The organism is Streptomyces sp. NPDC029292 (genome assembly GCF_055569295.1).
Genome location: NZ_JBVHXR010000026.1, coordinates 1 through 25,910 on the forward strand (window position 1 = coordinate 1; position 25,910 = coordinate 25,910).

The window sequence follows — 25,910 nt, forward strand, 5'->3', positions numbered from 1 at the left end:
GCCTGACGATTGCCGTCCTCCCCGAGCCGGGCGGCCATCGGCTCGACCGACTTACGCTGCCCGTCGGTCAGCAGCCCCCGCAGATAAACCTGCCCCCACCGGCGCTGATCCTTGCGCGCAAACGGCTCGAACACCTCCGCCGCGAACGTCTCCAACTCGCCACGCACCACAGCAATCTCGTCCGGAGTCACACACTCTCAACGCCACACCGGACCCCCAGGACACGCACCACCACAACCGACCTGACCAAGCCCTACTAGGTCCGCGTCGATGCGTCGGGCTTGCCTCAGCTTCGACTGAGTAGGCAAGCCGCCGGTGTGCACCCGATGTGCACGGCCTCTGGTCACGCAGAACGTCCACGCAGATCAGAGGCCGTTTTCATCAATCCCGCCACTATCCCCGGCGTGTAGCCTGACTCGTCTGCTGGCCGGGCTCTGAGTAGGTCTCATGGCCTGGTCGGGGCCCTTTCCTGTGTTGACGCCGACCGTAATGCTGTGGTCGAGCTCTTCGCGCACGTGGCACTACGCGCGGCCTTACACGAGCGCGGGCGCCTCGACCTCGGACGCAGGATGAATGAGCGACCGCAGCTTCTCGCGAGTCTCCGGGTCCGTCGAGTAGACGATCGTGCCGACCATGCCCCGGGTCAGCAGCACCTTGTAGGTGTTGCGGATGAGGCGGTTGATGTCCGCGTCCGGCGTCGCCTTTGTGAACGACGGGTCCTTTGACGCCGACCGGTCCACGACCCAGTGGTCCGTTCGCCACACCAGGTCGGGGCCGATGATGACACCTGACCAGTCGTACTCGAAGCCCTGCGCGGTGTAGACGCAGCCGACCTGGCCGAAACCGGCCGGATCGGTGGCCCAGAGGGGCGCGGGCGGCGCCCCGAGCAGGGACCGGTCGCCGTACACGTTCCAGGGACGGGCCCACTGGCCGATGACGACGTCGGCGGGCAGGGCCGCCATGTCCGGGGTGACCTTGGTGGTCCACTTCCAGCAGTAACCGGCCGACATTCGGGCGCCGTAGTTCTCTTCGCGGCGGGCGACGAGGAAGTCCTCCAGTTCCTGGGGGCTTTCGGCGGTCAGCAGCTCGAACTTGCCGTCCGGCTCCCACTGGCCGGGTGTGCCACCCTCCAGGCCGAGCAGGTCGACGACCCACTTCTCGTACGCGTCACTGCCGCCGCACCGGAACTGGCTGTCCAGCTCCAACACCGTGCACTCGAAGCCCTGTTCGGCGGCGGCCCGCTGGATCTGCTCCCTGGTCCCCATCTCGCCGGGCCGCACCACTTGGTGCTGATCGAGCAGGAACACCGGTACCCGGGCCGCGTCGATCAGCTCGGCCACCTGGGGCCGGCCCGTGCGCAGCTCGGCCTTGGTGTAGCGATTGGCGGAGGTCTTTCGGAGGCGGTGGGCCTCGTCGCAGATCAGTACGTCGAGGTCGTTCGGCTCTGCGTCCATGAAGCTGTTGAAGTACTTGAACAGCTGCTGGACTTCGCGCTTCTTGGCCCCTGCGACTCTGCGCATCGTCTTGGTGAACGACTGCGACCCGGTGGCGTGCAGCGTGGGCACCCCGCGCCGGTACAGCTCGCCCAGCAGCGACATCGCGATCACGCTCTTGCCGGAGCCGGGACCGCCGGTCACCACGATCACCTGCTTGCGGTTCGACCGCTTGGCCTTGCGTACGGCGGACATCACCTTCTCGTAGGCGACCCGTTGCTCGGCGATGAGTACGAACTGCTCGCGGTCGCGGATCTCGGCCGCCGCGACGGCCATCAGCTGCTTGGAGGGTCGGATCTTGGCGTCGCGCAGTACGTCCGCCGCCTCCGCTCCGGGCTTCGCGGCGAGCCGAGAGCGAAGGAAGTTCAGGAAGGCGCCGCGCTGTTCGCCGGTGTACATCCGGCCGTGGTGGTCCTTGGTGACGGCGCGCAGCCCAGCGACCCCGAACTCGGTCGCGTTGTGCAGGAACGCCACCCCGGCCAGCGACCTGGGCATCCGCTCCAGGGCCCCGTTGAACGACAGCAGGTACTCGCAGTAGCCCCGCACCTGTTCGATGGGGTTGAGGACCGGCCGCGCGTACGCGTCGATCCGGCACAGCAGCGGCTCGTCCTCCTCCGGGTAGGCCGCGCTCCACTGCTTCAACTCCACGACGACGTACGACGGTTCACCCGTCGTCGGGTGCACGCCGGCGAGTACGGCGTCCGCTCGCTTGCTGGTGAGGGGCAGGCTGTACTCGACCAGGACTTCGACGTCGTCGAGGCCGGCCTCGATGAGGGCGTTGACGAGTGCGGGGAGGCTGCGCTCCCAGGAACGTATCTCCGCCGGTGCGGGCCTGCGGCCGTGCTGGTGACGGAAGTTCTCGGTCAGATGCAGCGCCAGCGACCCTTCGAGGATGCGGGCGGCCACGGACGCCGCGGACTCACGGAACAGCAAGAAAACGCCCCCAGGCAGCACGAAGAAGACTCGTGCGGGTGGGGGCATGTCCTCCGATGTCCGCGCGCAGGCGGATCAGGAAGCCCGTCGGGCCGCTGAGATAGTGCTCGCCATCCTAGGTCAGCCTGTGGATCACGAGGAGGGGATGGGCGGTGTTTGGCTGGGCCGGGTGGTGCGGCGGCGTGGCCGTGCGGGTCGGCTTCGCAGGCGAGCTGGTAGCCGACCCGGTAGTAGCGCTGGGCGGCGCCTTCCTGGCCGAGGTCATGGTGCATCCAGCTTGCCAGGTAGGCGAGTTCGGCCACGGCGCCGAATGCTGCTCGGCGTAAGGCTTCGGTTGGGAAGCGTTCGCGGAGCATGGGTGCGGCGGTGTCGGCGAGGTAGGCGGTGAGGGTGGTCAGGCCGTGGCCGCTGCCGAGGCGTTCGTCGGCGGCGCTGAAGGCCGTGGTGATCCGGTGTGCGACGTCCACTACCTCTGTCCCGACCGAGTTCGGGCCCTGAGCCCTGAGCGAAGGCGCGCACGACACCTTGCCAGTCCCCGAGAAGGCGCTGGATGATCAGAATTCTGGTGAGGGAGTCGGTGCGGGCCGGCGCATCGGTGCCGGCGAAGGCGACTGGGGCGGGCATCGGGTGACAGCTCAGGGCAAGGCACACCTGGATGCGCAGTACGGTCTGCTGTCGAACATCGCCGGTGAGGCGGGGGTGTCGCTCAGCACCGTGTCCAAGGTGGTGCACCGGCGTCGTGACGTCGGCGCGGCGACGCGGGCCCGGGTCGAGGAGCTCCTGGCGCGGCACGGTTACGTCCGCCCGTGGGAGCGCGATCCCGAGGTGCCGCGTCAGATCATCGCGGTGTTCAGGGACCTGTCGGGGCCGTACACCCTGGAGGTCGTGCGCGGGATCGTGGACGCGGCGGGCGAGCTCGGCGTCAACGTGGTGACGGGGACGACCAGCAGGCGTTCGATCTCCCAGTGGCTGGAGGAGTGCGTGGCGCTCGGTGCGGCCGGGCTGATCATCGTGATCTCGATGCTGGCCGAGGACGACCAGCGCCGCATCGTCGAGCAGCGGCTTCCGGTGGTGCTGGTCGATCCGCTCAGTGCGCCGTCGCTGGACATCCCGAGCATCGGGGTGACGAACTGGAACGGGGCCCGGGACGCGGTGCAGCACCTCCTGGGACTCGGCCACACCCGGATCGGCATGGTCGCGGGCAGATCGCACTCCCTGGCCGGGGCGGCGCGCCTGCACGGCTACCGGGCCGCGATCGAGGAGGCCGGCATCGCCTACGACCCCGCCATCGTGCGCTCGACGGACTTCGACTTCGACGAGGCGCTGGCCGCCACGCTGCAGATCCTGCGCTCCGACGAGCCGCCCACGGCCGTCTTCGCGGCCAGCGACGCGCAGGCGCTCGGCGTCCTGGAGGCGGCCCGCCAGCAAGGGCTCGGCGTTCCGGACGACCTGGCGGTCATGTCCTTCGACGACACGCTGGTGGCCGCCATGGCCTGCCCGCCGCTGAGCGCGGTGCGCCAGCCGTTCGAGGAACTGGGCCACGAAGCGACCCGGGTCCTCATGCAGCTGGCCGAAGGGAAGCCCCCCGCGTCGCCGCGGATCGAGCTGGCGACCGAACTGGTGCTGCGGACCTCGACGTCCGTTCACCACCGCGTCAATACCCGGTAACCCGCCATCGCGCGAAACACTTTCGAAATGCGTCGGTGACATGGCGGGCCTATGCCCGAATACTGGCTCCGTCCCGCTCATGTCCCACGGAGCGCAATTCGCTGTTCATGCTCAGGGTGAAAGGAATGCCTTGTTCACCACACCCCCGGGAATCTCCCGCAGAAGAATCCTCGGCATAGCCTTGGCGACCGGCACCGCGCTTTCCCTGCCGTCGCTCACCACGCAGGCTCAAGCCTACGGCCCCTCGGTTCTCTATCAACCGCCCGCCGGCGCACAGGAATACGGCGCGCTGTACCCGAAGACGGTGCAGCTGCAGCACAACGGCGCCGACAACGGCACGATCCTCGCCACCTTCGAACAGCCCGCCACCACGCCGGTGTTCCCCATCTACCGCAGCACCGACAGTGGCGCGACATGGAATCAGATCAGTTCGGTCACCGACACGGTGAACGGCTGGGGCAACCGCAACGGAGCATTCCTCTACGAACTCCCGCAGCAGGTGGGCAACATGCCCGCGGGCACCATTCTCTGTATCGGGCTTTCGGCTCCGGCGGACAAGTCGGCGGAGCGGATGGAGGTCTACAAGAGCAATGACGCCGGACGTACGTGGAGTTATGTCAGCCGGATCGCGTCGAGTGGCGGTTACACCACCACGCCCATTTGGGAACCGTTCGTGCTGGTCGCGAACAACAAGCTGATCGTGTACTACTCGGACGAGCGCGACAAGGCGAACAACAACCAGAAACTCGTCCACCAGACCAGCACGGACGGCGTCAACTGGGGGCCGGTCGTCAACGACGTCGCGCCCACCGACACCAATCTGCGCCCGGGCATGGCGGTGGTGTCCAAGCTGGCCAACGGCAAGTACTTCATGAGTTACGAGGTGGTCAACGCCGGCTCCGGTCCGCCCAACTACTTCAAGATCAGCGACGACCCGGAGAACTGGAACGCCACCGACCTCGGCACAAAGATCGACGGCGGCGGCAGCCCGTACAACATCGTTCTTCCGGACGGGAAGCTGGTGTACAACTCCTACGGATCGGGCGATCTGCTGATCAACACCAGCAACGGGGTCGGTGCGTGGACCCGGGTGAAGACGCCCATCGAAGCCGGGTACAGCCGCACCCTGCAGTACGTGTCCGGCACGGGACGCGTCCTCATCATGTCCTGTGGCGGCTTCTGGCAGGGCAACGTGAACACCATCCGGTACGCCGACGTGGACCTCGGCCACTCCGCGGGCGCGTACTACAAGCTGGTCAACCGCCGTTCCGGGAAGGTGCTCGGCGTGAGTGGCGGGGGTCTCGGCGACGGTACGAGCCTGGTCCAGTGGACGGACACCGGGGCGGCCGACCAGGCCTGGCACATGACCACGGCCAGCGGTGGCGCCACCGTCTTCGGCAACCGCGGCAGCGGGCGGGTGGCGGGGGTCAACGCCTCCGGTACCGCAGACGGGGACCAGGCGGTGCAGTGGCTGGACACCGGCGCCTCCGACCAGCGGTGGCAGGTCGTCCAGGCCGGCTCGTACGTCAAGCTGCGCAACGTCAACAGCGGCAAGGTGCTCGGCGTACTGGGCGGGTCGGTCTCCGACGGCGCCCAGGCCGTGCAGTGGACCGACACCGGCTCCACCGACCAGCAGTGGCAGATCGTGCAGGTCAGCTGAACCACGCAAGAGAGAGGGGGCGGGGGCCGTTGGCCGCCCGCCCCCTCGTCCTGCTATCCCCCTCGTCCTGCTATCCCCCTCGTCCTGCTATCCCCCTCGTCCTGCTATCTCTCTCGTCCTTCTATTCCCTCGCGACCTTCTGCCCCCGCTCGACGGTGACGGGCACGCCGTGGTGGCGCACGACGGTCAAGTCCCGCTGCTCGCCCACCAGTTGCACCGCGTCCCGGACCGGTGTGTCCAGGCTGGAGGAGCCGGCGTACAGCAGGATCTCGCCGGGCTCGACGATCCGGTGGCCGCCCAGCCCGGTGAAGGCGAGGCGGTCGGTGTGGACGTCGAAGCGGACGGTGGCGTGCTCGCCGGGTTCGAGGCCGACCTTGGCGAATCCCAGCAGGGACCGGACCGGGCGGGTGACCTGGGCGACCGGGTCGACGGCGTACAGCTGTACCGTCTCGGCGCCAGGCAGCGTGCCCGTGTTCCGCACCCGCGCGCAGGCCGTGAACCGACCGTCCGTCGGGACCTGCGCACAGTCGACGGCCAGCACGTCGATCTCGAACGTCGTGTACGACAGCCCGTGGCCGAAGGGGAACGCGGGCGTCGGGTCGAGGTTGGACAGGAAGCTCTGCCGGTCGGCCAGTGGAGGGTGGAGGTACGTGTAGGGCTGGCCACCCGGGGAGGCCGGGATCTGCACGGGCAGCTTGCCGCTGAAGTTCGCCGTTCCGGACAGGAGTTCGGCCACCGCGCGGCCGCCCTCCTCGCCGGGCAGGAAGACCTGCACCATGGCCGCGGCGTCCCGCGCGAACCGGCCCACGGCGTACGGCCTGCCGCTGTTGACGATCAGCACGACCGGCCTGCCGACCGCGAGCACCGCCTCGACCAGCTCCTCCTGTACGCCGGGCAGCCGCAGGTCCTCGACGTCGCAGCCCTCGCCCGAGGTCCCGATGCCGAACATGCCCGCCTTGTCGCCGACGACGAGGACGGTGACGTCTGCGGCGGCGCAGGCCTCCACCGCGGCCGGGATGCCGGAGCGGTCGTCATCGCGGATCGGGCAGCCTTGGGTGAACTCCCAGGCCACGCGCGGGAGTTCGGAGGCGAGTGCGGTGCGCAGGGAGACTGCGTCGACACCGTTGCCGAGGTCCTCGCGGTCGGCGAGGACGTGGTTGGGGAAGCTGTAGCAGCCGAACATGGTGCGTACGTCGTCGGCGCACGGGCCGATCAGGGCGATCCGGCCGACGGACGAGAGGGGCAGGGTCCCGTCGTTCGACAGCAGGACGGCGCTGGACTGGGCGACCGTGTGGGCGAGTTGGCGGTGCTCCGGTTTGTCCAGGTCGAGGCGGCTCGCGCGCAGGGCGGGCGGTTGCGGGTCCCAGTCGGGGTCCAGGAGCCCGAGTTCGATCTTCTGGCGCAGCACCCTGCGGACGGCCCGGTCGACGTCGTTCTCGTCCGCCTGCCCGCGCTCCACGGCACCGGCCAGCGCCTGCCCGAAGCCGCGCTGGTCCGGCAGTTCGACGTCCATGCCGGCCCGCAGGGCGAGCGCTCCGGCCGCGGGCAGGTCGGCCGCCACGCGGTGTGCGCTCACCAGGAACGGCAGCGACCAGTAGTCGGAGACGACGGTGCCCTCGAAACCCCACTGGTCGCGGAGCACGTTCGTCAGCAGCCACTGGCTGGCGGCGGGCGCCTCGCCGTCGATCTCGGCGTACGAGTTCATCACCGACCGCACGCCCGCGGCGACGAGCCGTTCGAACGGCGGCAGGATGACGTCGAAGAGCTCCCGGCGGCCGATGCGTACGGGGGCGTGGTTGCGGCCGCCCGTCGAGTCGGAGTACCCGGCGAAGTGCTTGAGGGTGGCGTACACCCCCGCGCTCTGCACACCCAGGACGTATGCCTCGCCCAACTCGCCGACCAGGTAAGGGTCTTCGCCGAAGGTCTCCTCGCAGCGGCCCCAGCGGTAGTCGCGGATGACATCGACGACCGGGGCGAGGCCCTGGTGGACGCCTGCTTCGGCCATGTCGGAGCCGATGGCCTCGCCGACCCGGCGGATCAGGGCGGGGTCGAAGGTGGCAGCCATGCCCAGCGAGGTCGGATAGATCGTGGCGCCGTAGGCGGTGAAGCCGGTCAGGCACTCGTCGTGGGCCATGGCGGGGATGCCGAAGCGGCTCTGCGCCATCACCTGTCGCTGACGGTCGGCCAGCAGGCGGGCGTGTTCCAGGGCGGGCCGGGGGAGCGTTCCGTAGGGCCGGGTGAGCTGGCCCAGGCCGTGCCGGGCGGTCTCGTCGAGGTCGCCGACGCGGCCGAAGTGGTTGCTGCCCGGGGCCACTTCCGGGCCGTCGGCCTCGATGTCCTCCCAGGTGCTGCTGAGCTGCGCGACCTTCTCCGGCAGGGAGAGCCTGGCGAGCAGTTCCTCGACCCGTTCGGCGGTCGGCAGCGTCGTATCGGTCCAGGGGCGGTCGTCTCCCTCCTGCGGAAGGCCGCCGTGGTCGGGCATGGTGGTCGTCATTCACGACTCCTCGGGGAGGTACGCGGGCACGCGCGCGCGGCGGCCGGGTATGCCACCCGGCCGCTGCGCAGGACGCGCTGGTGGGAAATTGGGCCCAGGCCTGATCCGGAAGACAGGCTCTGGGGCCCGTTACTTGGAGAATCCGGCGGTGAGGCCGGCGACGAGCTGCCGTCGGGCGAGGATGAACACCGCCAGCACGGGCAGGGTGGAGAGCACCACGGCGGCCATCGTCGCCGGGACGTCGATGCCGAACTGGCCCCGGTAGAGCGTCAGGGCGAGGGGCAGCACCGCCTTGTCGCCGCTCTGGGTGAGGATGAGCGGGAAGAGGAACCCGTTCCACACCTGGAGACCGTCGTAGACGGCGACCGTCACCAGCGCCGGACGGGCCAGCGGCGCCGCGAGCGACCACAGCATCCGCCAGTCGCCCGCGCCGTCGACGACCATCGCCTCGAACAGTGAACGCGGCACGTCCCGCAGGAAACTCACCAGGATCATCACGGTGATCGGCAGCGCGAACGCCACCGACGGCAGGACGATCGCCGCCAGGCTGTCGTACAACTGAAGCCGGATGATCAGCAGGTACACCGGGATGATCACCGCCTGCAACGGGATCGCCAGGCCCAGCAGGAACAGCCGGAAGGACAGCCGGGACCAGCGGCTGCCGGCGTGCCGGACGATCGCGAACGAGGCCATGAGCGCGGCGACGACCGTGAGCGCGACCGTCGCCACGGTGACGACGACGCTGTTGAGCAGGTAGGTCGTGAAGTCCCCGGTCAGGACGGTCCGGTAGTTGGCGAGCGTCGGGTGGCCGGGCGGTGCCAGCGGACTGGTGGTCGTGAAGTCCGTACGGCTGCGCAGGCTGGTGACGACCAGCCAGTAGACGGGGACGATGACGATCGCCGTCCACAGGAGGGTGGCGCTGCCGGTGAGGGCGCGGTGCAGGGCGGTGACGGCGAGGCGGGGCCAGGCGGCCCGGGCCCGCGGTGCCGATGCCGGGCGCTCAGGAAGGCTTGCGCGGTCCGTGCCCGGCCGGGTCTTCGTCACTGTGGTGCTCACATGCCCTCCTGCTGGCTGTCCATCCGGGTGAAGCCGGAGAGGCGGGTGGTGAGCAGCGACAGCCCGAGGCCGGTCACCACCAGCAGGGTGGCGACGGCACTGGCCCGACCCATGTCGTGTGCCTGGAACCCCGTGATGTACATGGCCAGCGGCAGCACACGGGTGGCGGTGCCGGGCCCGCCGGTGCCGCCGGACAGGACGAAGATCAGGTCGAAGTACGTCAGCGAGCCCACCAGCATCAGCGTGCTCGACGTGACCATCGTGTACTTCAGCTGCGGCAGGGTGATCCGCAGGAAGCGGGTCCAGGGTCCGGCCCCGTCGATGGCCGCCGCCTCGTACAGGGAGACGGGAACCTGACGTATCCCGGCCTGGTAGAGCAGCGCGTGGAACGGTGCGAACTGCCAGGCGATCACGAAGATCACGGTGTAGAGCGCCAGCTCCGGCGAGCCAAGCAGCGGCCGGGCCAGCCAGTGCAGTCCCGGCGAGGCGCCGATGCCGAAGGAGGGGTCGAGCAGCGCCTGCCAGGTCAGTCCGATCGCCACGGCGGACAGCAGCAGGGGGAGGAACCAGAGGACGGCGAAGAACGCGCGCAGCCGCCCCCGGGGAGCCTGGAAGACGCCGAGCGCCAGGGCGACGGGCGTCTGGACCAGCCAGCTGACCACCATCACCTTGACGGTGAGCCACAGCGCCTGCCAGGTCGCGCCGTCGGTCAGGACACCGCTCCAGTTGTCACCGCCGGCCCAGCCGATGGCGCCCAGGCCGTCCCAGTGGGAGAGGCTGAGCGCCCCGACGCCCACGAGCGGGACCAGGCCGAACAGGCCGAAGACGAGGAGGGCGGGGGCGGCCATGAGGGCGCCGCTCCAGCGGCGCCCGCGGACGGGTGGGCCCGTCCGCGGGGTACGGACCACGGTCGCCACTACTGCGCCGCCTTGCTCATGTTCGTGCCGAACTGCTCGGGCTTGATCTGCCGCAGGAACGATTTGTCAACGTTGGTCAGCAGCGGATCGGACTGATCCGAGGGCAGCGCCTGGTCCCAGGAGAGCTGGAAGCCCGGGGCCTTCTGCACCAGGCCGTAGACGAACTGCAGCCACGCCTTGTCGGACGACTTCGTCGACGCCAGCTTCGACTCCAGCCCCTTCACCGGCGGCACGCTGCCGGCCGCGAGGTAGGCGTCGACCTGCGAGTCGTTGAGGACGTAGTCCTGGAGGTACTTCAGCGCCGCGGACTTGTGGGTGGACGCCGAGTTCAGCGACAGGAAGTTCGACGGGTTGCCGACGATGCTCTGCGGGTCACCGGCACCACCGGGAACCGTCGGGAACGCGGTGTATCCCAGCTCGCTCTTCGCGAAGTCCGGCGCCGACTTGACGAAATTGGCGTACTCCCAGGTGCCCATCACCTCCATCGCCGCCTTGCCCGTGTAGACCAGGGCCGTGGACGCGCCCTGGTCGTAGTTCACGGACGAGGCGTTGTCGCCGAAGGCACCGGCCTCGGCCAGGTCCTGGAGGTACTGGTTGGCCTTGGTGACCGCCGGATCCTGCCACGCCGAGGCGTCACCGGAGGCGATCTTCGAGAACACCCCGGAGCCGCCGGTACGGTCGAGCAGGTACTCCGTGTACATCAGCGTGGGCCACTTGGAGTTGGCCGCGAGCGACAGCGGCACGACACCCTTGGCCTTCAGCTTCGGCACGGCCGACATCAGCTCGCCGTACGTCTTCGGAGGCTTGACGCCCGCGTCGGCCAGCACCTTCTTGTTGTAGTAGAGGACGACAGGGGCGAGGCCGTTGGCCGGAACGCCGTAGACCTTGCCGCCGAAGGTGGCGCTCTGCAGCACGCTCGGGGTGAACCGGTCCGTGTTCACCTCCGCCGCTGTCAGGGCGTCGACCTTGTCCGCCTTGACGTAGTCGTCCAGCGCGCCCCCGCCCCAGTTGAAGAAGAGGTCCGGCGCCTGGTTCGCGCCGAAGGCCACGCGCAGTTTCTGCTTGTAGTCGTCGTTGGCGAACAGCCGAAGGGTGATCTTCTCGTCCGGGTGGTCCTTGTTGTAGGCGTCGACGGACTCCTTGAGAATCGTCTGGTCGTTCAGCGCCCACATCGTCAGGCCCTTCGCCGACGAGGTCGTGGACGGCCCGGACGTCCCGCATGCGGCGAGGGCGAGGGCGGCGGACACGGTGGTGAGGGATATGACGACGCGCCGAGTTCTGGCTTTCAGGATCCCGTGCATGCTCTGCCTCTCTTCGTCTGGGCATGCCATGAGTGCGCAAGGCAGATCAGAAAGCAGCACGAAAGGCTTTCGGGTGCACCGCCACAGCGGTCTGCCTGCTGGACCGGGACACTGACATGCGCTTCACGCCCGGGACAAGGAGGGGAAATCCCCCGGTTACGAAAGACTTTCGCCGTCTTCCCGCACTCCGGACTCCTGGAACGCGGCAGGGTGGTGCCCGCCGGTTTCCGCACCGACGGTACGTGGGTCTGGTCCGACCAGATCGCGTACTACCTCGACCGCTACAGGTACGCGCCCGAGCCCGAGCTGCGTCGGCACTTCGCCACGCGAGCGGAGCCGTCACCTCAGGTCACGGGTCACCTTCGCAGCGAAGCCAGCAGGCTGGTGCTGGCCGAGCCCGAGGGCTCCCTGACGGGACGTCCCTCCTCCGTCAGCCCGTCACCGTGAACCACGTGGCCCGGGACTTCTTCCACTCCGGCTGGGTGAGGTCCTTGGCCTCCGTGCCGTCGCCGTAGAGGTCGGCCGAGCCGTTGTCGGTGAGGAGCTGGGCGCGGGCGCCCGGTGTGGTCAGGTCGGGGACGTCGATGACGGACTCCCAGCCGCCCGGGTCGCTGGTGGGCAGGTCGAGGCGCTTGACCGGGGCGTGGGCCGGGTCGCCGTCCCAGGAGTGGAGGGCGTACGCGACGGCGTAGCCCGCCGGGCCGACTGGGTGGGCCGTCAGGCCCGAGCGGACCAGGGCCTGCTCGATGGTGTCGACGCGCAGGTGCACCGCGCCCGTGCGGCGGGCCAGGAGCCGGGCGAGCGTGGTCTTTCCGGTGGCGGGGAGGCCGCCGAGGATGATCGGCACCGGCCACATTCTGCCGCGTGCGGGACCAAGTGCCGTCTCCGCTCAGGGAGTTCCGGCCGGTCCGAGTGAGCGTTCGGTGACGCCCGTCAGGTGCGCCGCGAAGACGTCGCGTGCGTCCGGTGCCAGGGTGCGCAGCGCCACCATGGCGGTGATGACGACGTCGCAGAGTTCGGACTGGACGTCGTCCCAGGTGTGGCTCGTGCCCTTGCGCGGGTTCTGGCCTGTCGCACCGATCACCGCCTGCGCGACCTCGCCGACCTCCTCCGACAGCTTCAGCATGCGCAGCAGCAGCCCCTCCCGGCCGCCGTGCGCGCGGTGGGCGTCCAGCCAGGCGTGCAGGCGGTCGATCGAGTCCCAGACGTCTTCATCAGCCATGGGGCCAGCTTCCCCAGCGGCCGTGTGCCCGACGCCTACTCGCCGAACGAGCCTACTCGCTGAACAACGCCTACTCGTCGAACAACGTCTCCTGCTCGCCCTCCGCCGCCTTCCGCACCCTCTTGTTCCGCGCTCCCACGACCACCGCGGTGACCGCCGCCGTCGCGCCCAGCGCCGTCGGCACCATCCAGCCGCGGTTCACCGCGTGGCCCGCGAGGTGATCGAGGGAGATGCGGCCGGGGCCTGTCACGGCGAGGCCGGCCGCCGTCAGGGCCAGGGTCGCCGCGTACTCGTAGCCGCCGCTCATCGCGAAGAACCCATTCGGTACGTGGACCGCCGCCGCGCCAGCCATCGCTCCGGCCGCCGCCGCACCGGCCGCGGGTGTCGCGAGGCCCAGCGCCAGCAGGGCGCCGCCGCCCGCCTCCGCGAGGCCCGCCGCCGCCGCGCTCGCCTTCCCGGGGGCGTAACCCATCGCCTCCATCGCCGCCGCGGTCCCCTCCAGTCCGCCCCCGCCGAACCAGCCGAACAGCTTCTGTGCGCCGTGCGCGGCAAGCACCCCGCCGGTGCCCAGACGGAGCAGCAGCAGTCCCAGATCACGTCGGTCGAAACAGGTCACGATCACTCCCGGAGCAGGCAGCAGGAACGGTCCATCCCGCTTGACCACCGTGCCACTGCTCACCCCTGCCCGGCCCGCCCGCGCGGGCCGTTCGGGTGGCGGGCCCCCGGGAGCGGTGTGAACCTGGCTGGCATGACGATTCAGGTAGCCAAACTCAGCGACCCCGCCGTCCGGGCCTTCGTCACCGCCGTGAACGCCCACGACCGCGAGGCCTTCCAGGCGCTCCTCGCGCCCGGAGCCACCATGTCCGACGACGGCTCCGACCGGGACCTCGACGAGTGGACCGACCGGGAGATCTTCTCCTCCCACGGCCACATGGACGTCGACAACGAGTCCAACGGCGGCCGCTCCCTCATCGCCCACTACAACAACGACACCTGGGGCGAGATGAAGACGAAGTGGAGCTTCATCGTCGACGACGGCGGCAGGATCTCTCGCTTCGAGACCGGCCAGGCGTAAGAGTCCGTACGAGGTCTTGCCCTGAAGTGCGCTCCAACTCCTAACGTCCGCAGGCATGGAGACCAACAGGACACTGGACCCAGCGGTATCGAGGTGAGCGCGCTCGGCTTCGGCTGCTGGGCCATCGGCGGATGGGGGTCCCCCGGTTCGAGCGGAGCCGAGAACTGGGGGAGGGCGACCCCCGACGGGCAGCCGCTGGGCTGCCGGGCTTCACCGAGAAGAGCGGCGCCGATCCGGCCTGGCTCGCCAGGGTCGACGCCCTCAGGGACATCCTCACCAGCGACGGCCGTACGCTCGCGCAGGGCGCCCTCGGCCGGCTGTGGGCGCGCAGTCCGCGCACCGTCCCGATCCCGGGCTTCCGCTCCGTCGCGCAGGCGGAGGAGAACGCGGGCGCGATCGCCGAAGGGCCGCTCACCGCCGGGCAGTTGACCGAAGTCGACCGCGTTCTGGGACGGTGAGCGGCCCTTCGGCCCGCGGAGGGATCAGACGCCCTGGCCGCCGTACTGCGCAGCGGGAACGCTCTGCGCGGCAGCCGCCCGGCGAACCCCGCCGCCCTGCTCCTTCAGCGTGATCTGCCCCTTCTTGATGGTCGCCAGGCGCGGCGCGCGGCGGGCGATGGACGAGTCGTGGGTGACCATGATGAAGGTCAGCCCGTACTCGTGCCACAGCCCTTCGAGCAGGCCCATGATGTCGTCGCGGGTGCCCTCGTCGAGGTTGCCGGTCGGCTCGTCCGCGAGCAGCACCTTCGGCTTCTTGACCAGGGCGCGCGCGATGGCGACACGCTGCTGCTGGCCGCCGGACAGCTCGCTCGGCGCATGGCCCAGGCGGTCGCCGAGACCGACCGAGGTCAGGGCCTCGGCGGCCCGCTCGCGCCGCTCCTTGGGCTTCACACCGAGCGGCACGAGCGCCGTCTCGACGTTCTCCTGCGCGGTCAGCGTCGGGATGAGGTTGAACGACTGGAAGATGATGCCGATCTTCTCGGCGCGCAGCCGGGTCAGCTTGGCCTCGCTGATGGAGGCGAGGTCCACGCCATCCAGCTCGACGCTGCCGGACGAGGGGCGGTCGAGGCCGCCGATCATCTGGAGCAGGGTCGACTTGCCGCCACCCGTGGGGCCCTGGATGACGAGCTGGTCGCCGTCCTCGATGGCGAGGTCGATGCCGCGCAGCGCCTCCACCGTCTCCTTGCCCCGTGTGTAGCGCTTGGTGACGCCGGTGAGCTTGTACATGAAGGTCTCCGAAGATGAAGAAGATGAAGGGGGCGGGGCGCCGCGGCCCGGGGGGAGTGGACGCGGCGCCCCAGCTCAAGGGGTGTGACTCGAAGGGAATGACTCGAAGGGGATCAGGAGACGCTGCGCAGCGCGTCCGCGGGGCGCATCCGGGAGGCGCGCCAGCCGCCCATCGCACCGGCGATCAGACCGCCCGCGATGGCCAGGCCCGCGGCGAGCGCGATGGTGGTCAGCGAGACCGGCGCGGAGAGCGCGATGTCGATGGTGTTCTTGGCCGCCGAAGCCGCCTGCTGGCCGGGACCGCCGCCACCGGGGCCGCCCATACCGCCACCGCTGGTGCTGGTGGAACCGAGCTCCGCCGTCAGCTTCGGGCTGATCGCCGTCACCGTGTACGCGGCGCCGAGGCCGAGGGCGATGCCGAGCGCGCCGCCGAGCAGACCGTTCACGATGGACTCGCCGACGACCTGGCGGGTGACCTTGCGGGACGGCCAGCCGAGCGCCTTCAGGGTGCCGAACTCACGGACCCGACGGGAGACGGCGGAGGAGGTGAGCAGCGCCGCCACCAGGAACGCGGCGATGAGAACCGCGATGGACAGCCACTTGCCGACGCTGGTGGCCAGGTTCGAGGCGGTCGACAGCGAGCCGGAGACGGTGTCGGCGAGGTCGGCGGAGGTGGTGACCGTCGTACCCGAGATGTTCGCCTGGATCGTCTTCTTGACCGTGGAGATCTGCTTCGAGTCGGTCGCCTTGACGTAGATCGTGGTGACCTTGTTCTTCGAGTCACCCAGCGACTGCGCCTGCTTCAGCGGCAGGTAGACGTCGGTGGTCGACTCGCTGCTGTCGGGCGTGGCGATACCGATGATCGTGTACTTGGTGCTGGAGATCGTGATGGTCTTGCCGACCGTCTTCTTGTTCTCCTTGGCGTACGACTTGCTGAGCACCGCGACCTTGGCGTTGGTCTGCGTGGCCGTGAAGGTCTTGCCCGTGCTGATCTTCGAGGTGGCCAGCGGGCCGAGGTCCTGGTTGGTGACGTCGACGCCCGCGACGGAGTACGAGTTCACGTCGAAGGACGCGCCGCCGCCCTGCACCTGCGGGGCACCCGTGCTGGTGCCGCTCTGGCCGCCGCCGGGGCCGCCCTGCTGCGAGCTGGAGGAACCCGTGGTGGACTTCGCCTTGCCCTGCGTGAAGGAGCCGTCGACCTTGGTGACGTTCAGGCTCAGCGCGCCCACCGCGCTCGCCACGCCCTTCTGCGCGGCGACCTTGGTGACGAGCGAGGACTTCAGGGACTGACCGCCCTGGGTCATCACGCGGTCCGAGCTCTGGGTGTCGCTGCTGTCGTTCGACTTGGCGTCGAAGTTGAACTTCGGTCTGCCGGAGGAGCTGCTCGTGGGTGCCGTCTGGGCCTTCGTGACCGTCATGTCGGTGCCGAGCCCGTACAGCGACTTCAGGACCTTGTCCTGAGCCTGCTGCATGCCGGCCGACACCGAGTTGACGGTGATGACCAGCGCGATACCGAGCGCCAGACCCATGGCGATCACCAGCGCCGCCTTCTTGCGCCGGCTCAGCTCACGCTTGAGATAGATGCCAAACATCCCGTTCCTCAAAGGTTCTTGGCGCCCGCTGTGGGCGCGGCCACAAGCTATGGAGAAACCTTTGAGTCGGGCTGAGTAAGAGATGTGTGAGGGCTGAGAAAGTGGCGACCGAAATCAATATTCCGTAAGACAGCTGATTCCTAAGCTCTCTAGGGCGTACTGCCAGGAAACGCCTGTTGAGTGACCCCTTGGTGAAGAACAGCGGGCCCGCCCGGTACGCATCTCCCGGTGGGACGGTGGACGGTCGTACGGGGCGGGCCCGCGCCTCTTGCACGCCCTGGCGCGCGCCTTCACGCCGTGGAGCTTTGCCGTGTCTTTGGGCGCGGCGTTCCTTTCCTTTATCACCCCGCTGTGCCGCGTCGCGGACGCTCTTTGTACGGTCCCGGGATGCGTGATTCTTCCCGGCTTTCCCGTCGTGCCGCTCTCGGCCTCGCCGCGGCCGTCCCGCTGGCCGCCGCCTCCCCTTCGTACGCCGCCACCACGATCGGCGGTGAGCGGCTCGGCCGCACCGGCGTCCAGGTGCGTGGCGCCTCGGGGCTGCCCAAAGGGCTCACCGCCCGCGCCTGGCTGGTCGCGGACCACGAGAGCGGCGAGGTGCTCGCCTCGTACAACGCGCACCGGCGCCTCGCGCCCGCGTCCACCCTGAAGATGCTGTTCGCGGACACCGTGCTGAAGAAGTTCGAGCGGACCGAGAAGTACAAGGTGACCGACGCCGACCTGGCCGGAATACCCGCGGGCTCCAGCCTCGTCGGCGTCAAGCCCGGAATCACGTACACCGTCGAGCAGTTGTGGCTCGGCGTCTTCCTGCGCTCCGGCAACGACGCGGTGCACGTCCTCAGCCATATGAACGGCGGTGTCGCCGAGACGGTCGCGCAGATGCAGGCCAAGGCCGAGGACCTCCAGGCCCTGGACACCCACGTGGTCAGCCCCGACGGCTTCGATCACAAGGGGCAGCTGTCGTCGGCGTACGACCTGACGCTCTTCGCCCGGCACGGCCTCGGCGACGCCGACTTCCGCGCCTACTGCTCGACGAAGACCGCCGACTTCCCGGCCGGCGGCAAGAAGACCTTCCAGATACAGAACACCGACCGTCTGCTCACGGGCGCGTGGGGTGTGGACACATACGACGGCTTGATCGGTGTGAAGAACGGCTACACCAGCAACGCCGGAAACACCTTCACCGGCGCGGCCACCCGGGACGGGCGGACCCTCCTCGTCACGGTGATGCACCCGAAGAGCGGCGGCAGCGGCGTCTACCTGGAGACGGCCCAACTGCTCGACTGGGGTTTCAAGAACGCGGCGAAGGCCGAGCCCGTGGGCACGCTGGTCGATCCGCTCAGTGAGGGCGGCGCGAGCGCGACGCCCACGCGGAAGGCGGCGAAGGCCGCCGGAGGCGCTCCGGCCGCCACCACGGCGGGAGGCCACTCGTCGTGGGGGCTGGTCGGCGGGGCCGGAGGTGCGCTCGCACTGCTCGCCGGCGGGGCGTTCGCGCTGCGCGGCCGGCGGCGCAGGGCCGAGGGCGACGCGGCGGACGGCCGTCACCGGCTCTGATCACGGGGCAGCCGTTCGCGGATCGCGAGGCAGCCATCAGCTGATTGCGGGGCAGCCGTTCCCCGGCCCGGTGCATACCTCGCGGTCCCGCGCGAGGTCCGCCCCCACCCGGGCCGCGGAACGGCTGCCGCCTCCCCCCTCGGTGTGGACCCGTGGACCGTGGTCGTACCGAAGTCTCGTGCTCCAAGTGTGAAGCTCTGGTGGAGGAGACGTTGAGCATATGCCTGCCACCGGCCTTTATGGTCCGGAGGTTCACCTTCCGTTTGTGCAAGTTGAGTCGTTGACGATGTGGGTGTGAACGCCTCAGCCGCGTCCCACGTACGGCATCGCCGTCGCCAGCACCGTCGCGAACTGCACGTTCGCCTCCAGCGGCAGCTCCGCCATGTGCCGCACCGTGCGCGCCACGTCCGCCGCGTCCATCACCGGCTCGACCGCCAGCTCCCCGTTCGCCTGCAACGTCCCGGTCTGCATGCGTTCGGTCATGTCCGTCGCCGCGTTGCCGATGTCGATCTGACCGCAGGCGATCCGGTACGGACGCCCGTCCAGGGACAGCGACTTGGTCAGGCCCGTCAGCGCGTGCTTGGTCGCCGTGTACGCGACCGACCGCGGGCGGGGCGTGTGCGCCGAGATCGAGCCGTTGTTGATGATCCGGCCGCCCTGCGGGTCCTGCTCCTTCATCTGCCGGTACGCCGCCTGCGCGCACAGGAACGCGCCGTTGAGGTTGGTGTCCACGACGTGCCGCCAGGCCTCGTACGGCAGCTCTTCCAGCGGTACGCCGCCCGGACCGAACGTACCGGCGTTGTTGAAGAGCAGATCGAGCCGCCCGAAGCGCTCGCGCACGGCGGCGAACAGGGCGGCCACCTCGTCGGGCCGTGAGACGTCGGTGCGTACGGCCGTCGAGGGCCCCTCGGGAACGAGCGCCGCCGTCTCCTCCAGCGTCTCGGTCCGGCGTCCGGCCAGCGCCACCGACCAGCCGGTGCGCAGCAGTTCCACGGCTACGGCACGGCCGATGCCGGAGCCCGCTCCGGTCACTACCGCGATCTTCGTTTGCATGGCGTTCATGGGGCCGCAGCGTACGGGAGGGCACCGGTCCGGATGTCAGGTGCCGTGGGTGCGCAGCCGGCCGTGTGAGCCGGCCGGGAGGGGCCGGCCCTCAGCCGGTCTCGGCGGGATAGCGGACGCCGATGCGGTCCCGTATCGCGTCGAGCGTCCGCATCACGGCGAGGCTTCCGTCGAGGGGGACGAGCGGGGACTCGGTCTCGCCGGCCCGCAGGGCGCGCATCACCTCGGCGGCCTCGTGCTTGAGGCTGTTGCGGGGGCCGGATGCCGGGTCTGTCTTGAACGTCTCGGGGTCGCGGCCGTCGCGGTGCAGTACGAAGTGGTCCGGGAAGAAGAAGCCGTCCGGGATGTCGATGCGGCCCGCGGAGCCGGTGACCGAGGCGGAGACGGGGGTGCCGCCGTTGATGGAGCAGTGCACCGAAGCGAGAGCGCCGCTCTCCCAGGAGAGCACTGCACCCGTTTGGAGATCAACGCCCTCGTCGGAGAGCACCGCTCTCGCGGTGACGTCCGAGGGCTCCCCGAGCAGCAGCTGCGCGAACGACACCGGGTAGACGCCGAGATCGAGCAGCGCGCCGCCGCCCTGCGCCGGATCGCGCAGCCGGTGTGACGGCGGCAGTGTCCCATTCCTCGCCTCCGGCAAGAGGTGACCCGAGATCCCGAAGTCGGCCTGCACCGTGCGGACTTCACCGATCACGCCGTCGTCGACGAGCGCCTTGAGCTTCCGGACCAGCGGATTGCAGTACGTCCACATGGCCTCCATCAGGAAGCGGTCGTGCTCCTTCGCGAGCGCGACGAGCTCCTCCGCCTCCCGCGCGTTCAGCGTGAACGCCTTCTCGCACAGCACATGGCGCCCGGCCTCCAGGCACATCCCGGCGGCGGCCCGGTGCGCCGAGTGCGGAGTGGCGACGTACACCACATCCACGTCCGCGTCCTCGGCGAGCGACGCCCAGTCCCCGTACGCCCTGGGTATCCCGAACCGCTCCGCGAACGCCTTCGCCGAGGCATCCGTCCGCGAGGCCACGGCCACGACCTCGGCGTCCGGCAGGTCCACCAGATCCGCGGTGAACGCCGCGGCGATCCCGCCCGTCGCCAGAATCCCCCACCGCACGCGCTCGACTGCCATCCCCGGCCCCTCGCTCTGTGACCCCGAACACCCTGTTCGAACTGAGAGCATAGGTGGCGGATTACTCGGAAAGGGAGGGGCCCATGCCCGAGCGTGGCCGCACCACGCGGGACCAGGACGGCCCGGAGGGGCACATACCGAACACGGCGGTCGCCGACGCCACGGCGGTCACCGACCCGGCGCCGGCCGGCGCACCGAAGCCCTCGCCCGATGCGCTGAGGCCCTCGGCCGCCGCACCGAAGCCCTCGGCCGAGGCCGGTGCCCTGCGCCGCACCGGACTCCTCGTCACCCTGATCCTCGGCGGGCTCACCGCCACACCCCCGCTGGCGATGGACATGTACCTCCCGTCGCTGCCGGAGGTCACCAAGTCCCTGCACGCCCCCGCCGCGACCGTGCAGCTCACGCTCACCGCGTGCCTCGCGGGGATGGCGCTCGGACAGCTCGTCGTCGGGCCGATGAGCGACCGGTGGGGCCGCAGGCGTCCGCTCCTCGTCGGGCTCCTCATCTACATCGTGGCCACCGCGCTGTGCGCCGTCGCGCCCAACGTCGAACTCCTCGTAGCCTTCCGGCTCGCGCAGGGCCTCGCGGGCGCGGCCGGAATCGTGATCGCGCGGGCCGTCGTACGCGATCTGTACGACGGCATGGCGATGGCCCGCTTCTTCTCCACCCTCATGCTGATCTCCGGCGTCGCCCCGATCGTCGCGCCCCTCATCGGCGGGCAGATCCTGCGCGCCACCGACTGGCGGGGCGTGTTCGTGGTCCTCACGGCCGTCGGCATCGCGCTGACGGCGGTCGTCTGGTTCCGGCTCCCCGAGACCCTCGCGCCCGGTGAACGGCACGGCGGCGGCGTCGGCGAGGCGCTGCGCGCCATGCGAGGTCTGCTGGCCGACCGGGTCTTCGCCGGGTACATGCTGGCGGGCGGGTTCACCTTCGCCGCGCTGTTCGCGTACATCTCCGCGTCGCCGTTCGTCGTCCAGGAGATCTACGGCGCCTCACCGCAGACCTTCAGCCTGCTCTTCGGCGTCAACTCCGTCGGCCTGGTGATCGCGGGTCAGATCAACGGCAAGATCCTGGTCGGCCGGGTCAGCCTGGAGAAGGTCCTCGGCGTCGGCCTCGCGCTCGTCGCCCTCGCCGCGACGGCGCTGCTCCTGATGTCCGCGGGTGTCTTCGGCGACGTCGGCCTCGCCCCGATCGCCGCCGCCCTGTTCGTGCTGATGTCCGCGATGGGCCTCGGTCTGCCCAACACCCAGGCGCTCGCGCTGATGCGGGTGCGGCACGCCGCCGGTTCCGCGTCCGCGCTGCTCGGCACCTCGTCCTTCCTCATCGGCGCGATCGCCTCGCCCCTCGTCGGCATCGCCGGGGAGCACACCGCCGTGCCGATGGCCGTCGTCCAACTGGCCGCAGCACTGGTGGCCATCGCCTGCTTCGTGGGACTGTGCCGTCCCTGGCGGACGGGACGCACATCGGACGGAGAGGCGGCGGGCAGCTGAGCGCACCGAGACTGCGCATCGACACACCGGAACGGGCCGGGCTCGACCCCGGCGAACTACGTCACCTCGTACGGGAGGTACGCGCCCTCACGCGCGGGGCGGACCCCTGGGCGGCGGGCGTGGTGCTGGTCGCCGGGCGCGGCCCGGTCATCGCCGTCGAGGAGGCGGCGGGGTGGGCGGTGCGCTACGCGGCGTACGACGAGAAGACGGACACGGGGGTCGAGCTGCCGCCGGGTGCGCGGGTGCCGATGAGTGTGCACACGCCCTTCGACCTGGCCTCCCTCACCAAGCTGTTCACGGCGGTCGCCGCGGTGCAGCAGCTGGAGCGCGGCACGCTGGGCATCGACGCGCGGGTGGGCGCGTATCTGCCGGAGTTCCGCGCGGCCGCCGAGCACGGCATCACCGTACGGCAGCTGCTCACGCACACCTCCGGGCTGCGGCCCGAACTCCCGCTGTACGACTGCCCGGACGACCGGGCACGGCTCGCCATGCTCCGCGCGGAGGCCCCTTCGACCGCACCCGGCGAGTATCTGTACTCCGACCTCAACCTGCTCCTCCTCCAGTACGTCCTGGAACGCGTCACCGGGCGCGGGCTCGACGTCCTCGTGCACGACGGGATCACGCGGCCGCTCGGCATGACGGCCACCTGTTTCGGTCCCTGCCCGGGGGCGGCGGCGACGGAGGATCAGCGGCGGCCGTGGGCCAAGGCGGACCGGGGGATGCTGCGGGGGGTGGTGCACGACGAGAACGCGTGGGCGCTGGGTGGGGTGGCGGGGCATGCGGGGCTCTTCTCCACGGGCCGCGACCTCGCCGTCTTCTGCCGCACGCTGCTGGCCGGCGGCTCCTACGGCCCCGCCCGCATCCTCGGCCCCGACTTCGTCGACCTCATGCTCACCCCACCCGGCCTCGGCTTCGGCCTCGGCCAGCCCTGGTTCATGGGCACCCTCGCCCACCACGGCGCCGCCGGTCATACGGGCTTCACCGGTACGTCCCTGGTCCTGGACCCGGCGACGGACACGTTCCTGGTACTCCTCGCGAACACCGTGCATCCCCGACGCCGCCCGCCGGACAACGCGCCGAGGGCGGGGGCGGGGGTGCGGTTGGCTCGGGCGGTGCGGGGGGCTTGAGGGGGGCTTGGGTGGGCGCCCCCGCCGGGCTAAGAGTTTTTAGCCCGTCCGGCGTTTGAGGACGAGGCCGTTCAGGCCGAAGCGGGGGTCTGGGGGCGGCAGCCCCCAGGTACGGGACGGGTAGGGGCGGAGGGGGCGAACAACCTAGAATCACGGGGTGAACGCCCCCGTTTCCCCCGCTGAGACCCTGCGTGCCGCCCTCGCCGGGCTGCTCGACGGCCTGCCCCCGAAGGCAGCCGCGCAGGCCGTCGAGCGGCTGATCGCGAATTACCGGGGGACCACCCCGACCCACGCCCCGATCCTCCGCGACCGCTCGGACGTGGTCGCGTACGCCGCGTACCGGATGCCCGCGACCTTCGAGGCGGTACGCGCGGCGCTGGACGCGTTCGCGGACGCGGTGCCCGGCTGGGCGCCGGGCAGCCATGTGGACGTCGGCGGAGGCACCGGCGCGGCCACCTGGGCGGTGAACGCGACCTGGCAGGGCACGCGCCCGGTCACGGTGCTCGACTGGGCCGAGCCCGCACTCGCGCTGGGCCGGGAGATCGCCGGGGCGAACCCGGAGCTGAAGTCCGCCGAGTGGCAGCGCTCTCGTATCGGAGCGGCGCTCACCATCGAGAGCACTGATCTCGTCACCGTGTCGTACGTCCTCGGCGAGCTGACCGAGGCCGACCGCGGCTCGGTCGTGGACGCCGCCGCGGCTGCCGCCCAGGCCGTCGTGATCATCGAGCCGGGCACCCCCGACGGCTACACCCGCGTCATCGAGGCCCGCGACCGCCTGATCGGCGCCGGGTTCCACATCGCCGCCCCCTGCCCGCACAGCGCGGCCTGCCCCATCGTCCCCGGCGAGGACTGGTGCCACTTCTCCGCCCGGGTCAGCCGCTCCTCCCTGCACCGGCAGGTCAAGGGCGGCTCCCTGGCGTACGAGGACGAGAAGTTCAGCTACGTCGCCGCGGCGCGCTTCCCGGTGACCCCGGCCCCTTCCCGCGTCGTACGCAAGCCGCAGATCCGCAAGGGCCAGGTACTCCTGGACCTGTGCGAGACCGACCCGTCCCTCCGCCGGGAAACCGTCACCAAGCGCCACGGGCTCCTGTACAAGGCGGCCCGTGACGCGGACTGGGGCGACGCCTGGCCACCGGCCCAGGACGACTAGGGCCCGTCAGGCGCTTGCTTCCAGGGCTGGGCGCGCAGTTCCTGCGTGCAGCACTGGACGAGCGCGCCAGCGCGAAGACCGCCCGAGGCGAGACGCTGCGTCTTGCCTGCCTGTTAGATTCGCACCATGGTCCAGAAGTCCGCCCCGTCCTCGGGCAAGCCCACCCCCGACGCCACCCGCCGCAGCGAGAAGTCGCGTCGCGCGATCTACGACGCCGCACTCGCCCTCGTCGGCGAGGCCGGCTACCCCAAGACCACGATCGAGGGCATCGCGGCCCGCGCGGGCGTGGGCAAGCAGACGATCTACCGCTGGTGGTCGTCGAAGGCGGACGTGCTGCTGGACGCGTTCCTGGACCTCGGTGAGCAGGCCGCGCGGGCGGCGGGACAGGAGTCGTACGAGATCCCGGACAGCGGGGATCTGACGGCCGACCTGAAGCTCGTACTGCGCGCCACCGTGGACCAACTGCTGGATCCCAAGTTCGAGGCCCCCTCGCGCGCCCTGGCCGCCGAAGGCCTCGTCAACGAGCGGCTCGGCGCCGAGTTCGTGGCCAAGCTGCTCGAACCCCAGCTCCAGCTGTATGTGCAGCGGTTGCGCTCGGCGCAGGAGGAGGGGGATGTGCGGCCGGACGTCGACCCCCGTATCGCCCTGGAGCTCTTCGTCTCCCCGCTCGCCCAGCGCTGGCTCCAGCGCACCGGACCGATCTCGTACGAGTACACCGACACCCTCGTCGACTACGCGCTCCACGGCCTCGCCCCCCGCGACCGGTGAGACCCGCGCGACCGGCGAAGCCGACGAGACCGGCGAAAACGATGGGTGCGGTCTGTGTCACTCTGGCGACCCCGACAGGGGGGTAAATCCCGTCAAAGTACGGAATTGCATTCGATCCGGGTCGGCGGGACCCATCGCCCCACCTACCCCGGATGTGGGCTCTGGCCACCCGGGGCGCAGGATGGTGGGACCATAGGGCAAGAGCAAGACGTGGGCACTACGGCGAGGCGAGGGGATAAATGAGCGCAGAGTTCGGCCGCCGCTCCGGCGCGCAGGGCAGGATCTCCCAGTGGCTGCGTGGACGCCGTCCGAAGGAGACCGTCGACGACAGCGGGCGTGAGGCCCTGCTGCTCGCCGCTGCCGCCGCTGGGCTGCCGCTCGCGCAGGCCGCGTACCCCTCCGGCTACCGATGTTCGTGTGATCGCGTCGGCTGTCCCACCCCCGCGCGCCACCCCGTCTCCTTCGCCTGGCAGACGCAGTCCACGACCGACCGTGCGCAGATCGAGCGCTGGGCCAGGCACCAGCCGAAAGCCAACTTCATCACCGCGACCGGCATGGTGCACGACGTCCTCGACGTGCCGCTCGACGCCGGGCGCGAGGCGCTGGAGCGGCTGCTGGCCTCCGGGATCGACGTCGGGCCCGTCGCCGAGAGCGGCGACGCACGCATGCTCTTCTTCACGCTCACCCGGGGTACGCCCGAGGACGAGGACGAGTGGTGGCCCTGCGAGCTGGACTGCCACCCAGAGACGATGGACGAGCACCCGGGGCTGCGCTGGCACTGCCGTGGCTCGTACGTCCTCGTGCCGCCGGCCCAGCTCCCGGGTGACCTGACGGTCGACTGGGTGCGCGGGCCCGAGTACGCCCTGCCGGACCCGCTCACCCTCCTCGAGATCCTCACGGACGCGTGCGCCCGCCATGCGGGGGACGATTCGGAGCAGCTGGCCGCCTGGCCCCACCGGGGCTGAACGCTGCCCGCACGGCACCCGGCGCTCTGAGCGAGCAGCG

The 25,910-nt window shown here is 70.3% G+C and carries 23 protein-coding genes and 2 pseudogenes; 11 read left to right on the forward strand and 14 right to left on the reverse strand.

Going from position 1 to position 25,910, the window contains the following annotated elements:
• The 3 genes and pseudogenes from ACZ4WS_RS40305 to ACZ4WS_RS40315 form a co-directional block, all read right to left on the reverse strand.
• The coding region (locus tag ACZ4WS_RS40305) for a transposase (protein ID WP_467988126.1) at nucleotides 1–191 on the reverse strand (191 nt) is incomplete at its 3' end.
• Between the two features lie 342 nt (nucleotides 192–533).
• Entirely contained in the window at nucleotides 534–2,474 is a 1,941-nt protein-coding gene (locus ACZ4WS_RS40310) for a DNA/RNA helicase domain-containing protein (protein ID WP_467988127.1), read from the reverse strand.
• A gap of 128 nt (nucleotides 2,475–2,602) precedes the next feature.
• Nucleotides 2,603–2,941, reverse strand: a pseudogene (locus ACZ4WS_RS40315) (tetratricopeptide repeat protein); the annotation flags it as partial.
• A gap of 112 nt (nucleotides 2,942–3,053) precedes the next feature.
• Here ACZ4WS_RS40315 and ACZ4WS_RS40320 point away from each other — a divergent pair.
• Both ACZ4WS_RS40320 and ACZ4WS_RS40325 read left to right on the forward strand, forming a co-directional pair.
• Nucleotides 3,054–4,094: a LacI family DNA-binding transcriptional regulator gene (locus tag ACZ4WS_RS40320; RefSeq protein WP_467988129.1), complete on the forward strand. Its 1,041-nt coding sequence runs from the start codon at nucleotides 3,054–3,056 to the stop codon at nucleotides 4,092–4,094.
• Between the two features lie 130 nt (nucleotides 4,095–4,224).
• On the forward strand, nucleotides 4,225–5,754 hold the full coding sequence (locus ACZ4WS_RS40325) for an RICIN domain-containing protein (protein WP_467988130.1): 1,530 nt from the start codon (nucleotides 4,225–4,227) through the stop codon (nucleotides 5,752–5,754).
• 121 nt (nucleotides 5,755–5,875) lie between these two features.
• Here the strand turns inward: ACZ4WS_RS40325 and ACZ4WS_RS40330 are convergent, their stop codons facing one another.
• The 4 genes from ACZ4WS_RS40330 to ACZ4WS_RS40345 form a co-directional block, all read right to left on the reverse strand.
• Nucleotides 5,876–8,248 (reverse strand): glycoside hydrolase family 3 N-terminal domain-containing protein, encoded by a 2,373-nt coding sequence (locus ACZ4WS_RS40330; RefSeq protein ID WP_467988131.1) that lies wholly within the window; start codon nucleotides 8,246–8,248, stop codon nucleotides 5,876–5,878.
• A gap of 129 nt (nucleotides 8,249–8,377) precedes the next feature.
• The gene (locus ACZ4WS_RS40335; protein WP_467988132.1) at nucleotides 8,378–9,304 is read right to left on the reverse strand and encodes a carbohydrate ABC transporter permease; all 927 of its coding nucleotides are present in this window, start codon (nucleotides 9,302–9,304) and stop codon (nucleotides 8,378–8,380) included.
• Complete coding sequence (locus ACZ4WS_RS40340; protein ID WP_467988133.1) at nucleotides 9,301–10,152, reverse strand: carbohydrate ABC transporter permease; 852 nt, start codon at nucleotides 10,150–10,152, stop codon at nucleotides 9,301–9,303. The genes ACZ4WS_RS40335 and ACZ4WS_RS40340 overlap by 4 nt, the downstream gene beginning before the upstream one ends.
• 68 nt (nucleotides 10,153–10,220) lie before the next feature.
• A complete protein-coding gene (locus ACZ4WS_RS40345; RefSeq protein WP_467988135.1) occupies nucleotides 10,221–11,522 on the reverse strand; it encodes an extracellular solute-binding protein in 1,302 nt (433 codons plus the stop codon).
• A 210-nt stretch (nucleotides 11,523–11,732) separates the two neighbouring features.
• On the opposite strand from ACZ4WS_RS40345, the gene ACZ4WS_RS40350 reads away from it, so the two are divergent.
• Nucleotides 11,733–11,969 (forward strand): hypothetical protein, encoded by a 237-nt coding sequence (locus ACZ4WS_RS40350; protein ID WP_467988136.1) that lies wholly within the window; start codon nucleotides 11,733–11,735, stop codon nucleotides 11,967–11,969.
• On the opposite strand, the gene ACZ4WS_RS40355 is transcribed toward ACZ4WS_RS40350, so the two are convergent.
• The 3 genes from ACZ4WS_RS40355 to ACZ4WS_RS40365 form a co-directional block, all read right to left on the reverse strand.
• Complete coding sequence (locus ACZ4WS_RS40355; RefSeq protein WP_467988137.1) at nucleotides 11,953–12,369, reverse strand: P-loop nucleotide/nucleoside kinase family protein; 417 nt, start codon at nucleotides 12,367–12,369, stop codon at nucleotides 11,953–11,955. The two genes, ACZ4WS_RS40350 and ACZ4WS_RS40355, sit on opposite strands and share 17 nt — an antisense overlap.
• A 42-nt stretch (nucleotides 12,370–12,411) precedes the next feature.
• The gene (locus tag ACZ4WS_RS40360) at nucleotides 12,412–12,744 is read right to left on the reverse strand and encodes a MazG-like family protein (RefSeq protein WP_467988138.1); all 333 of its coding nucleotides are present in this window, start codon (nucleotides 12,742–12,744) and stop codon (nucleotides 12,412–12,414) included.
• A 70-nt stretch (nucleotides 12,745–12,814) separates the two neighbouring features.
• Entirely contained in the window at nucleotides 12,815–13,360 is a 546-nt protein-coding gene (locus tag ACZ4WS_RS40365) for a DoxX family membrane protein (protein ID WP_467988140.1), read from the reverse strand.
• Nucleotides 13,361–13,492: 132 nt separating this feature from the next.
• Between ACZ4WS_RS40365 and ACZ4WS_RS40370 the strand changes: the two genes are divergently transcribed.
• Both ACZ4WS_RS40370 and ACZ4WS_RS40375 read left to right on the forward strand, forming a co-directional pair.
• Nucleotides 13,493–13,819, forward strand: a complete 327-nt coding sequence (locus tag ACZ4WS_RS40370) for a nuclear transport factor 2 family protein (protein WP_467988141.1) — start codon at nucleotides 13,493–13,495, stop codon at nucleotides 13,817–13,819.
• 164 nt (nucleotides 13,820–13,983) lie between these two features.
• Nucleotides 13,984–14,277 (forward strand): annotated as a pseudogene (locus ACZ4WS_RS40375) (aldo/keto reductase); the annotation flags it as partial.
• A gap of 24 nt (nucleotides 14,278–14,301) precedes the next feature.
• On the opposite strand, the gene ACZ4WS_RS40380 reads toward ACZ4WS_RS40375, so the two are convergent.
• Nucleotides 14,302–15,045 carry an ABC transporter ATP-binding protein gene (locus ACZ4WS_RS40380; RefSeq protein WP_467988142.1) on the reverse strand — a complete coding sequence of 248 codons (744 nt, stop codon included), beginning with the start codon at nucleotides 15,043–15,045 and terminating at the stop codon, nucleotides 14,302–14,304.
• A 113-nt stretch (nucleotides 15,046–15,158) separates the two neighbouring features.
• Nucleotides 15,159–16,637 (reverse strand): ABC transporter permease, encoded by a 1,479-nt coding sequence (locus ACZ4WS_RS40385; protein WP_467988143.1) that lies wholly within the window; start codon nucleotides 16,635–16,637, stop codon nucleotides 15,159–15,161.
• A gap of 387 nt (nucleotides 16,638–17,024) precedes the next feature.
• Between ACZ4WS_RS40385 and ACZ4WS_RS40390 the strand changes: the two genes are divergently transcribed.
• Nucleotides 17,025–18,188, forward strand: a complete 1,164-nt coding sequence (locus ACZ4WS_RS40390) for a D-alanyl-D-alanine carboxypeptidase family protein (RefSeq protein ID WP_467988144.1) — start codon at nucleotides 17,025–17,027, stop codon at nucleotides 18,186–18,188.
• Nucleotides 18,189–18,491: 303 nt separating this feature from the next.
• Here ACZ4WS_RS40390 and ACZ4WS_RS40395 read toward each other — a convergent pair whose 3' ends face one another.
• Entirely contained in the window at nucleotides 18,492–19,250 is a 759-nt protein-coding gene (locus ACZ4WS_RS40395) for an SDR family oxidoreductase (RefSeq protein ID WP_467988145.1), read from the reverse strand.
• Between the two features lie 91 nt (nucleotides 19,251–19,341).
• On the reverse strand, nucleotides 19,342–20,370 hold the full coding sequence (locus ACZ4WS_RS40400) for a Gfo/Idh/MocA family protein (protein ID WP_467988146.1): 1,029 nt from the start codon (nucleotides 20,368–20,370) through the stop codon (nucleotides 19,342–19,344).
• A gap of 83 nt (nucleotides 20,371–20,453) precedes the next feature.
• Between ACZ4WS_RS40400 and ACZ4WS_RS40405 the strand changes: the two genes are divergently transcribed.
• From ACZ4WS_RS40405 to ACZ4WS_RS40425, 5 genes are all read left to right on the forward strand, one after another.
• A complete protein-coding gene (locus tag ACZ4WS_RS40405) occupies nucleotides 20,454–21,860 on the forward strand; it encodes a multidrug effflux MFS transporter (protein ID WP_467988147.1) in 1,407 nt (468 codons plus the stop codon).
• On the forward strand, nucleotides 21,815–22,987 hold the full coding sequence (locus ACZ4WS_RS40410; RefSeq protein ID WP_467988241.1) for a serine hydrolase domain-containing protein: 1,173 nt from the start codon (nucleotides 21,815–21,817) through the stop codon (nucleotides 22,985–22,987). Before ACZ4WS_RS40405 ends, ACZ4WS_RS40410 begins: the two co-directional genes overlap by 46 nt.
• Nucleotides 22,988–23,144: 157 nt before the next feature.
• Nucleotides 23,145–24,137 (forward strand): small ribosomal subunit Rsm22 family protein, encoded by a 993-nt coding sequence (locus ACZ4WS_RS40415; RefSeq protein WP_467988148.1) that lies wholly within the window; start codon nucleotides 23,145–23,147, stop codon nucleotides 24,135–24,137.
• Nucleotides 24,138–24,263: 126 nt separating this feature from the next.
• Nucleotides 24,264–24,905, forward strand: coding sequence for a TetR/AcrR family transcriptional regulator (locus ACZ4WS_RS40420; RefSeq protein WP_467988149.1), 642 nt, complete (start codon nucleotides 24,264–24,266; stop codon nucleotides 24,903–24,905).
• Nucleotides 24,906–25,144: 239 nt separating this feature from the next.
• Nucleotides 25,145–25,870 carry a bifunctional DNA primase/polymerase gene (locus tag ACZ4WS_RS40425; RefSeq protein WP_467988151.1) on the forward strand — a complete coding sequence of 242 codons (726 nt, stop codon included), beginning with the start codon at nucleotides 25,145–25,147 and terminating at the stop codon, nucleotides 25,868–25,870.
• Nucleotides 25,871–25,910: the final 40 nt, after the last annotated feature.

What these genes read in the sequence shown, in the direction of transcription:
- ACZ4WS_RS40345 (WP_467988135.1), bottom strand. Translation starts at nt 11,522, where the DNA reads ATGCACGGGATCCTGAAAGCCAGAACTCGGCGCGTCGTCATATCCCTC.
- ACZ4WS_RS40390 (WP_467988144.1), top strand. Translation starts at nt 17,025, where the DNA reads ATGCGTGATTCTTCCCGGCTTTCCCGTCGTGCCGCTCTCGGCCTCGCC.
- ACZ4WS_RS40420 (WP_467988149.1), top strand. Translation starts at nt 24,264, where the DNA reads ATGGTCCAGAAGTCCGCCCCGTCCTCGGGCAAGCCCACCCCCGACGCC.
- ACZ4WS_RS40330 (WP_467988131.1), bottom strand. Translation starts at nt 8,248, where the DNA reads ATGACGACCACCATGCCCGACCACGGCGGCCTTCCGCAGGAGGGAGAC.
- ACZ4WS_RS40425 (WP_467988151.1), top strand. Translation starts at nt 25,145, where the DNA reads ATGAGCGCAGAGTTCGGCCGCCGCTCCGGCGCGCAGGGCAGGATCTCC.
- ACZ4WS_RS40405 (WP_467988147.1), top strand. Translation starts at nt 20,454, where the DNA reads ATGCCCGAGCGTGGCCGCACCACGCGGGACCAGGACGGCCCGGAGGGG.
- ACZ4WS_RS40360 (WP_467988138.1), bottom strand. Translation starts at nt 12,744, where the DNA reads ATGGCTGATGAAGACGTCTGGGACTCGATCGACCGCCTGCACGCCTGG.
- ACZ4WS_RS40340 (WP_467988133.1), bottom strand. Translation starts at nt 10,152, where the DNA reads ATGGCCGCCCCCGCCCTCCTCGTCTTCGGCCTGTTCGGCCTGGTCCCG.
- ACZ4WS_RS40380 (WP_467988142.1), bottom strand. Translation starts at nt 15,045, where the DNA reads ATGTACAAGCTCACCGGCGTCACCAAGCGCTACACACGGGGCAAGGAG.
- ACZ4WS_RS40400 (WP_467988146.1), bottom strand. Translation starts at nt 20,370, where the DNA reads ATGGCAGTCGAGCGCGTGCGGTGGGGGATTCTGGCGACGGGCGGGATC.
- ACZ4WS_RS40370 (WP_467988141.1), top strand. Translation starts at nt 13,493, where the DNA reads ATGACGATTCAGGTAGCCAAACTCAGCGACCCCGCCGTCCGGGCCTTC.
- ACZ4WS_RS40385 (WP_467988143.1), bottom strand. Translation starts at nt 16,637, where the DNA reads ATGTTTGGCATCTATCTCAAGCGTGAGCTGAGCCGGCGCAAGAAGGCG.
- ACZ4WS_RS40310 (WP_467988127.1), bottom strand. Translation starts at nt 2,474, where the DNA reads ATGCCCCCACCCGCACGAGTCTTCTTCGTGCTGCCTGGGGGCGTTTTC.
- ACZ4WS_RS40395 (WP_467988145.1), bottom strand. Translation starts at nt 19,250, where the DNA reads ATGAACGCCATGCAAACGAAGATCGCGGTAGTGACCGGAGCGGGCTCC.